The following is a 9,126-nucleotide window of genomic DNA, read 5'->3' as shown; positions in this document are numbered from 1 at the left end:
CCACGCTGCCGAAAGCGAAAGAACTCCGTAAAGTTGTCGAGCCGCTGATCACGCTCGGCAAGAAGCCGTCGCTGGCAAATCGTCGTCTGGCGTTCAACCGCCTGCGCGATCGTGATTCCGTCGCAAAGCTGTTCGACGTACTCGGCCCGCGTTACGAAACGCGTCCGGGTGGCTATCTGAGCATCCTGAAGTTCGGCTTCCGTCAAGGCGACAACGCGCCGATGGCGCTGGTCATGCTGATGGATCGTCCGGAACTCGCTGAAGCTGACGACGTTCAAGAAGCCGAATAAGCTTTTGAGCGGTTGTTGGACAAAAAAGCCAAGCCTTGCTTGGCTTTTTTTACGCTCGGTGGATCTGCTTTAGGGCGCCGCACCGCCAGGCCGATCGGCTGAATGTTGGCCGTTGGCTTGCAGTGCTACGATTGCGTCCATATCGACTGCATTGGAGCTTTTCGTGAACACGCCCGTCGTCCTCGTTCTTACGACGCTACCTGACAGTGACGCCGCATCGGTGCTGGCGCAACAGGTTATTGACGCACGACTCGCGGCCTGTGTGACCGAGCTGGGCATGGTCAAGTCGCGGTATCGGTGGAACGGGAAGGTCGAGGCGGCTGAGGAGCTTCAGATGCTGTTCAAGACGAGTCTGGCGCGCGGCGATGAACTCGCGCGGTTCATAGAGTCGAATCATCCTTATGAAACACCTGAAATTGTCTCGTGGCAGGCCGACGCATCGGCGGCCTATGGACAATGGGTCATCGCGGAAACTCAACGTCCTCTTAATGTTTAAGCCCTTCGATTTCTGCGCGCGCCGTGTTGTCGACGCCGCCCTCATGTTGCTGTCGTGCTTCGTCCTGGTCTTCGGTTCGATTTCGATTACGCATGCCGCCGACGATTTTCTCGATCCGTCCGTCGCCTTCAAATTCAGCGCAAGCGAAAAGCCAGGCGAAATCGATGTGCGATATAAGGTCGCAGACGGCTACTACATGTACCGCGAGCGTTTTGCGTTTGCCGTGAAAAGCGGCACGGCGACGTTGGGCGAAGCACAACTGCCGCCCGGGAAAGTCCACTTCGATCAAACCTTCAACAAGGACGTCGAGACGTATCGTGGAGAACTGCTGATCCGGATCCCGGTGAAACAGGCACCAGGTCCGTTCGACATCGTGGTGACGTCGCAAGGATGCGCCGATCAGGGTATCTGCTATCCGCCTGCGGATCATGTTTATCACGTGACTGGCGCTGCGTTGCAGGCGGCCGGTTCTGCAGGCGCGCTCACGCCCGCAACCAGCGTCAGTGACGTACCTTGGTACGACCGCGCGACCAACGCGGACTACGCGCAATCGCTGCTTGAAAGTGGCGGTTTTTTTGCGATCGTCGGGTTGTACTTCGTTGCGGGCGTCGTGTTGAGCTTGCTGCCGTGCTCCTATCCGATGATCCCGATCCTTTCGGCAATCATCATCGGCGAGGGTGCGCGGGTCACGCGGTCGCGCGGGTTCGGGTTATCGGCCGCGTATGTGTTCGGCATGGCGCTCGTGTACACCGCGCTCGGCGTGCTCGCGGCGATGATCGGACAAAGCCTCGGCGCATGGCTCCAGAATCCTTGGGTACTCGGCGCATTCGGCGTGTTGCTCGCGGTCTTTGCGCTGACGTTGATCGCGGGCATGGATATCGCGCTGCCCGCGCGCTGGCAAAACAGCGTCAACGAGGCCTCGCAGAAGCGTTCGGGCGGGAAGGTCGTAGCTGTGATCGTCATGGGCGCGCTGTCGGCGCTCGTGGTCGGTGCGTGCATGACTGCGCCGCTTTTTGCCGTGCTGGCGTTCATCGCGCATACGGGCAATGCGTTTCTCGGCGGCGCTGCGCTCTTTTCGATGGGTGTCGGACTCGGTGTGCCGCTACTCATCATCGGCCTCGGCGCCGGGACGTTGCTGCCGCGCGCCGGCAACTGGATGGACGGCGTCAAGGTTTTCTTCGGCGTGATCCTGCTCGCAGCGGCCTTGTGGATCGTCTGGCCGGTCCTGGGCGCCGTCGTACAGATGGCGCTGGCTGCGTTGTTGCTGCTGATTGCTGCGGCCGCGCTCGGGTTGTTTTCGTCGGGTGCAGCAGGGATATCTGTCTGGAGGCGGCTCGGACGTGGATTCGGTGCGCTGCTCGCCATTTGGGGCGCGGCGCTGCTGGTGGGCCTCGCTGCCGGGTCGACCGACCCGCTGCGTCCCCTTGCCGTCTTCACGGCTCGCGCCGGTGCCGGAACAGCGGTCGCCACGCAAGCATCGGCTCCGGGCGAAACCTTCGCGCCGGTGAAGTCATCGGAGCAACTTGATCTCGCGGTGAAAGCCGCTGGACGTCCGGCAATGCTCGATTTCTACGCCGACTGGTGCGTCTCGTGCAAAGAGATGGAACATCTCACGTTCAGTGATTCGAGAGTGCGCGCACGCTTGGCACAGCTCAATCTCCTGCGCGCGGATGTGACTGCGAACAATACCGACGACCAGGCCCTGCTCAAGCGTTTCAAGCTTTTCGGACCGCCGGGCATCATCTTCTTCGATGCCCAGGGCAATGAAGTCGCACGCGTAGTAGGCTACGAATCGGCCGACAAGTTTTTGCAGAGCCTCGACAAGCTTGGGGCGCCTACGACGTAGAACATTAACCTCACGGAAAACGAAAAAGGCGACGCATTGCGTCGCCTTTTTCGCTCCCATCATGCCGGCTATTTCGAAGCCCGCAGAATCCGGGCAGCGTCCAAAGCAAAGTACGTGAGCACGCCATCTGCTCCCGCGCGCTTGAACGCCAGCAGCGATTCCATCATGGTCTTGTCGTGATCGAGCCAGCCATTTTGCGCGGCGGCCTTGATCATGGCGTACTCACCGCTGACCTGATACGCATAAGTCGGAAAACGAAACTCCTCCTTCACGCGATACACAATGTCCAGGTACGGCATGCCCGGCTTGACCATCACCATGTCGGCGCCTTCTTCAATGTCCATGCGGACTTCGCGCATGGCTTCATCGGAATTGGACGGGTCCATCTGGTAGGTCATCTTGTTGCTCTTGCCGAGATTCGTGGCCGAGCCAACGGCATCGCGGAACGGACCATAGAACGCCGATGCGAACTTCGCCGCGTACGCCATGATTCGTGTGTGCACGTGGCCATCGCTTTCGAGCATTTCGCGGATCGCACCGATACGCCCATCCATCATGTCCGAAGGCGCGACGATATCCACGCCCGCTTCAGCTTGCGTACGAGCCTGGTCGACGAGGATCTCGCTGGTTTCGTCGTTGATGACGTAGCCTTGTTCGTCCAGGACGCCGTCCTGGCCGTGGCTGGTGTACGGGTCCAGCGCGACATCGGTGAGCACGCCCAGTTCGGGGAAGTGCTTCTTCAACTCGCGCACGGCGCGCGGAATGAGGCCCTCGGGGTTGGTCGCCTCGCGGCCGTCGGGCGTCTTCAGCGACGGCTCGATGGCAGGGAAGAGCGAAATAACCGGCACACCCAGTTCCATGCACTGCTCGGCGACTTTCATCAGCAGGTCGACGGACGTACGCTCGACGCCTGGCATTGAAGGCACGGCCTGACGCAGATTCGTCCCCTCGACGATGAACACCGGATAGATCAAGTCGTTGGTCGACAAGAGGTTTTCACGCATCAGGCGGCGCGAAAAGTCGTCCCGGCGCATGCGGCGCGGACGATGATGCGGATAAAAGCTCATGACGTGTACTCGGGAATTTTTGAAATTGGGAAATTAACGGGAAGACGCGGCTCGGCCAGATGGCGCGTGCGTCGGAGGCGGCTGAGACGCCAGGCGGGGCAGCTCCAGAACCATTTCGAGACAATGGTATATCATACCGATCGAGTGAGGCGCCTGGCGCCGACCTCCCCGCTTCTCCTCCCTGAGCGGGTGCCTGTGGTGATTCGTAAAGGATTCGATCAGGCTGTTTGACCCGCCGTCATGCGGCGGGTTTTTTTATGCCGGGAGCGCGGACCGCTCGAAGCGGGCTTACTGCGCCTCGTCTGCCGGGTCGCTTTCTTCAATCGCCTTGGGAATCAGCCAGCTTTCGATCTTCTCGTGCGCTTCGTCGAGGCCAACGCGCTTCAGTGCCGAAAAGAGCTGGACTGTCAGTTCCCCGCGATATCCGGACGCCGTATATTCCTCGAACGCTTTCTTGGTCGCGCGCAGCGTATTAATGCTTTCCTGGCGCGTCAATTTGTCGCATTTCGTCAATAACGCGTGAATTGGCTTGCCGGTGGGCGCAAACCATTCGAGCATGATCTTGTCGAGCTCGGTCAGCGGGCGACGCGAATCCATCATCAGGATCATGCCGACCAACTGGGCGCGGCTTTGCAAATACGTGGACAACAACGCCTGCCAGTGCAGCTTCGCGTTGCCTGACACTTCGGCATAACCGTAGCCCGGCAAGTCCACCACGTGGGCCCTGGGCTGGTCCGCGGGGCCGATGGCGAAGTAGTTGATGTGCTGGGTGCGCCCGGGCGTCTTGCTCGCGAACGCGAGCCGCTTCTGATTGCACAGCAGGTTGATGGCCGTTGACTTGCCGGCGTTCGAGCGTCCAGCGAACGCGATCTCCGGCTGCGGCGTGGGAGGCAGATCGCGTAAGTGATTGACCGTTGTAAAGAAACGGGCTTGATGGAGCAGGAATGACGACATGGGAAGACCGAAAGTGAAATTCTGTGGAAACTCGAGCTGTAAGGAGCCACTGAATACTGGGCTTGCCCCGACTGGCGTCTTTGCGTTTAGCGAGTTATTGTACAATACGACGGTCGTACGAAGACCAGCCAGGGCACGCAAGACCCAAGCGGGATAAGGAGTGAGACAGGTTTGAAGGCAGATTTCGGGGCGCGCGGCGGGTGATCTTTTTGCCCGTACCGAACTCGTATCGCGTCCCCTGTCGGGTGTCTTGCAGTGCATCGGTAACCGTCGTTTTGCAGAACCTCACAATTCTCACAAGACGAATAACAGGGTACGCGAATGAACCGACTGTACAAGACTCTGATGGCCTTGGAATTAGCAGCAGCATTCGGAGCGGGGTTGGTGGGCTGGACACTCACGGCGCAGACGGTCAATGCAGCGGAGCCCGCAGCGGCCGCGGCGCCTGCCAAGCCCGATATAGCGCGGGGTCAGGCGATTGCCACTCAGGTCTGCGCTTCGTGTCACGGAGCAGATGGCAACAGCGCCGGCGGCGCGTTTCCGAAGCTCGCGGGTCAGCATGCCGAGTACATCGTCAAGCAGTTGAAGGATTACAAGACGCAGCCGGGCGCGAAAGAGCCGGCGCGCAAGAACGCGATCATGGCCGGTATGGCGGCCGCTTTGAACGATCAGGACATGGTCAACGTGGCTGCGTATTTTGAGACGCAGAAAGCGAAGCCCGGTTACGCGCGGGACAAGAACACCGTGCCGCTCGGGATGAAGATTTATCGTGGCGGCATAACGGATAGAGCTGTTCCCGCTTGCGCCGCGTGTCACGGTGCAACAGGTATGGGCGTGCCGGTGCAGTATCCGCGCTTGTCGGGGCAGTGGTCCGATTACACGGCGGCGCAGCTCACCGCGTTCGCCCAAGGAACACGCAACAACAGCGAGCCCATGCATACCATTGCGTTGCGCCTGAATGAAGCGGAAGTGAAGGCGGTGGCGGACTACATCGCGGGATTGCATTGAAGTAGTAATCTGCGCCGCGCGAGGGTCTGCTTTAAGATGCGCGCAGCGTCGTCCGGACGTCGCAAGCGTCCGGCATAGTGCGAACCCAGCATACATAAGCATCACGAAGCCGGTCCAGCGAGACCGGCGTGCAAATAAGAAAAAGGGTGGGACGCCGGTCTGGTGCCGGTGCGTCTCCACCCTTTTTTGCTGTTCAGCCGGAGTTTGAATGAGCGTCACCACGTCGGGATTGCAGTCGAAGTCGAGCCGTAGCAGCGTACGTCATGCCATCGAAACAATCAGCTCGATGCGCTTTGCCATCGCGCTGCTTGTGATTCTTGCAATAGCAAGCATCATCGGGACCGTGCTTACGCAGGAAGATCCGTACCCGAATTACGTCAACCAGTTCGGTCCGTTCTGGGCGGATATTTTCCGCGGCCTGAGCCTCTACAACGTGTACAGCGCGTGGTGGTTCATGCTGATCCTGGTTTTCCTGGTGATCTCGGTGTCGCTGTGCGTGATCCGCAACGGCCCGAAGATGATCGCGGACATGAAGAGCTGGAAGGATCGGGTGCGCGAGGGAAGCCTGCGCGCGTTCCATCACAAGGGTGAATATCCGCCGGTGCCGGACTCGCGCACCGAGACCGCTGCCAAGTTGCAACGGCTGTCCGGCAAGATGGGCTACAAGTTCAAGACGCTCGAGACGGAAAGCGGCGCCACGCTGATCGCGGCGAAGCGCGGCGCGATGACGAAGCTCGGTTATATCTCGGCGCATCTGGCGATCGTGGTGATCTGTATCGGCGGTTTGCTCGACAGCAACCTGCCCATCAAGCTGCAGATGTGGCTCTTCAACAAAACGCCGATTGCGTCGAATGAAGTCATCAACGACATCCCGGCGTCGCACCGGTTGTCAACGTCGAATCCTACGTTCCGCGGTTACGCCTGGGTGCCGGAAGGGCAGCACGTCGCGACCGCCATCCTGAACCAGCAGGACGGCTCGCTGATCCAGGATCTGCCGTTTTCCATCCAGCTCGATAAATTCATCGTCGACTACTACTCGACGGGTATGCCGAAGCTGTTCGCAAGCGATATCGTCGTGATCGATCATGCGACCGGCAAGCGCATTCCGGCGCGTGTGGAGGTGAACAAGCCGTTCACGTATGACAACATTTCCATCTATCAATCGAGCTTCCAGGACGGCGGCTCCAAACTTTCCATGACCGCCTGGCCCATGTCCGGCGGCAGCACGAAAACAGTGCCTTTCGAGGGCGCGATTGGCGGAACGGCGCCCATGAGCCCGCAGATCATCGGCGGACAGGGTGAAAGCGTCGAGTTCACCGATTTCCGCGCGATCAACGTCGAAAACATCACGGACGGCAACGGTACGATCGACGCACGCGGTGTCGGCAAGACGCAAACGCTGCGTCAGGCATTCGACGAACGCCTCGGCTCCGGCGCGAAGACATCGCGGCCGACGGATTTGCGCAACGTGGGGCCATCGGTGCAATACAAGGTGCGCGGCACGGACGGACAGGCGCGTGAGTTCAACAACTACATGCTGCCCGTCGACGTACAAGGCCAGCCGATGTTCCTCGCCGGCATGCGCCTGAGCCCGAACGACCCGTTCCGCTATCTGCGCATCCCCGCCGACGAACAAAGCTCGATCAAACAATGGATGAACCTGCGCGCCGCGCTGGAAACGCCCGCTATGCGTGTCGAAGCGGCGCATCGTTTCGCGCAGCGTTCCGTGCCGGAAGCCAACGCCGACCTGCAGAACCATCTGGAAGAAAGCGCATTGCGCGTGCTGAACCTGTTCGCGGGTGCTGACGAAGCGGGCGTTCCGGCTCAACCCGGCGCAACTGTCGGCGGATTCCAGGCGATCGCGGGTTTCATCGATAAATCGGTGCCGAAGGGCGAGCAGGAAAAAGCGGCCGGCTTATTGCTGCGCATGCTGGAAGGCGCGACGTGGGACTTGTGGCAAATCTCGCGCGCCCAGAACGGCATGCCGGAAGCGCAGGCGGATGCGAAGAACACGCAGTTCGTGCAGTCGTCGATCAATGCGCTTTCGGACAGCTTTTTGTATGGCTCGCCCGTTTTCCTGCAACTTGACTCGTTCAAACAGATCCAGGCGTCGGTGTTCCAGTTGACACGCGCGCCGGGTAAAAAAGTGGTGTATCTTGGCAGCGCCCTGCTGGTACTCGGCATTTTCTCGATGTTTTACGTCCGGGAACGTCGTCTCTGGTTTTGGCTCAAAGATTCGGCAACGGGCGGCACCAGCGTGTTGATGGCAATGTCCACCGCGCGCCGGACGCTCGATTTCGAGAAAGAATTCGCGCAAACGCGCGACGCGATAGGCGCTGCACTCGGTGTCAAATCGCAGCCGGCGGCGCCATCGGCGTCATCGCCAACGTCGGAACCGCCCCCGGACACGAAGTCCGCCGGCTCGCACGATTCAACTCGGTAAGAACATGGACCTCACACAAGCCTCTTCGCAGTCAAAACAGGCGCAGCAGCGCGCGGGCAAAGTGCCCGTCGATTCCGACCTGTTCGACGAACGGCCGTTTCTCAAGCGCCTGGGTGTAACCGACTGGCTATTCGCGCTCGCGATGGTCGCCGGCGCGGGTTTCGCGCTGTATCGGTATCACCCGTTCATGAATTATTACGACAAGCTGGTGCTTTGCGCCGCGGTGCCGACGTTCGTAGTGCTCGGGTGGCGCTGGAAACCGGTGCGGCTGCTGATTGCGTGCATTGCACTGCTGTCGCTGTCGTCGTTGCAGCTTTATCATTCGGATCTGGCCCGCGCCGATACCAACTTCTTCTTGAAGTACTTCCTGTCCAGCCAGTCGGCCATCCTCTGGATGAGCGCGCTGCTCGTTCTGGCAACCGTGTTCTACTGGATTGGCCTGGTCACACGCTCCGCAACCGGCGGCGCGATCGGCTCGAAGATGACATGGGTGGCCGTGCTCATGGGCTTCACGGGGCTGATGGTGCGCTGGTACGAGTCGTATCTGATCGGCTCGGACGTCGGGCATATCCCCATCTCGAACCTGTATGAAGTGTTCGTGCTGTTCTGCCTGATCACGTCTTTGTTTTATTTGTATTACGAAGAGCATTACAGCACGCGCGCCATGGGCGCGTTCGTGTTGCTCGTGATCAGCGCGGCCGTCGGCTTCCTGATGTGGTATTCGATTTCCCGCGATGCGCAGCAGATCCAGCCGCTCGTCCCCGCGCTGCAAAGCTGGTGGATGAAGATCCACGTGCCGGCGAACTTCATCGGATATGGCAGTTTTGCGCTGGCGGCAATGGTCGGCGTGACCTACCTGGTCAAGGAGCGCGGCATTCTGGCAGATCGCCTGCCGTCGCTGGAAGTGCTCGACGACGTCATGTACAAGTCGATCGCGGTCGGTTTCGCGTTCTTCACCATCGCGACCATTCTCGGCGCGTTCTGGGCCGCGGACGCCTGGGGCGGCTACTGGAGCTGGGACC

The 9,126-nt window shown here is 60.1% G+C and carries 8 protein-coding genes; 6 read left to right on the top strand and 2 right to left on the bottom strand.

Annotated elements, in window-relative coordinates; all coding sequences use genetic code 11:
* From rplQ to dsbD, 3 genes are all read left to right on the top strand, one after another.
* On the top strand, positions 1-290 hold a 290-nt coding region (gene rplQ, locus ACFFAR_RS16130; protein WP_375508121.1), incomplete at its 5' end, for a 50S ribosomal protein L17.
* Between the two features lie 163 nt (positions 291-453).
* Positions 454-786: a divalent-cation tolerance protein CutA gene (gene cutA, locus ACFFAR_RS16125; RefSeq protein WP_375508120.1), complete on the top strand. Its 333-nt coding sequence runs from the start codon at positions 454-456 to the stop codon at positions 784-786.
* On the top strand, positions 779-2,632 hold the full coding sequence (dsbD, locus tag ACFFAR_RS16120; protein WP_375508119.1) for a protein-disulfide reductase DsbD: 1,854 nt from the start codon (positions 779-781) through the stop codon (positions 2,630-2,632). The genes cutA and dsbD overlap by 8 nt, the downstream gene beginning before the upstream one ends.
* A gap of 68 nt (positions 2,633-2,700) precedes the next feature.
* Here the strand turns inward: dsbD and hemB are convergent, their stop codons facing one another.
* Both hemB and yihA read right to left on the bottom strand, forming a co-directional pair.
* On the bottom strand, positions 2,701-3,699 hold the full coding sequence (gene hemB, locus ACFFAR_RS16115) for a porphobilinogen synthase (protein WP_174365320.1): 999 nt from the start codon (positions 3,697-3,699) through the stop codon (positions 2,701-2,703).
* A 288-nt stretch (positions 3,700-3,987) separates the two neighbouring features.
* Complete coding sequence (yihA, locus tag ACFFAR_RS16110; RefSeq protein WP_375508118.1) at positions 3,988-4,653, bottom strand: ribosome biogenesis GTP-binding protein YihA/YsxC; 666 nt, start codon at positions 4,651-4,653, stop codon at positions 3,988-3,990.
* A gap of 321 nt (positions 4,654-4,974) precedes the next feature.
* Here yihA and ACFFAR_RS16105 point away from each other — a divergent pair, with 321 nt between their 5' ends.
* From ACFFAR_RS16105 to ccsA, 3 genes are all read left to right on the top strand, one after another.
* Positions 4,975-5,661: a cytochrome c gene (locus ACFFAR_RS16105; protein ID WP_062000480.1), complete on the top strand. Its 687-nt coding sequence runs from the start codon at positions 4,975-4,977 to the stop codon at positions 5,659-5,661.
* A 208-nt stretch (positions 5,662-5,869) separates the two neighbouring features.
* A complete protein-coding gene (locus ACFFAR_RS16100; protein WP_375508117.1) occupies positions 5,870-8,104 on the top strand; it encodes a cytochrome c biogenesis protein ResB in 2,235 nt (744 codons plus the stop codon).
* A 4-nt stretch (positions 8,105-8,108) separates the two neighbouring features.
* On the top strand, positions 8,109-9,126 hold a 1,018-nt coding region (gene ccsA, locus ACFFAR_RS16095), incomplete at its 3' end, for a cytochrome c biogenesis protein CcsA (RefSeq protein WP_375508116.1).

The organism is uncultured Caballeronia sp. (assembly GCF_964243625.1).
Classification (GTDB): Bacteria; Pseudomonadota; Gammaproteobacteria; order Burkholderiales; family Burkholderiaceae; genus Caballeronia.
The sequence above is the reverse complement of the archived record's forward strand: the minus strand, read 5'-3'. Positions and strand labels throughout refer to the sequence as shown.

Coding starts and splice junctions, on each gene's coding strand:
- dsbD (WP_375508119.1), top strand. CDS start 779: ATGTTTAAGCCCTTCGATTTCTGCGCGCGCCGTGTTGTCGACGCCGCC.
- hemB (WP_174365320.1), bottom strand. CDS start 3,699: ATGAGCTTTTATCCGCATCATCGTCCGCGCCGCATGCGCCGGGACGAC.
- yihA (WP_375508118.1), bottom strand. CDS start 4,653: ATGTCGTCATTCCTGCTCCATCAAGCCCGTTTCTTTACAACGGTCAAT.
- ACFFAR_RS16105 (WP_062000480.1), top strand. CDS start 4,975: ATGAACCGACTGTACAAGACTCTGATGGCCTTGGAATTAGCAGCAGCA.
- ACFFAR_RS16100 (WP_375508117.1), top strand. CDS start 5,870: ATGAGCGTCACCACGTCGGGATTGCAGTCGAAGTCGAGCCGTAGCAGC.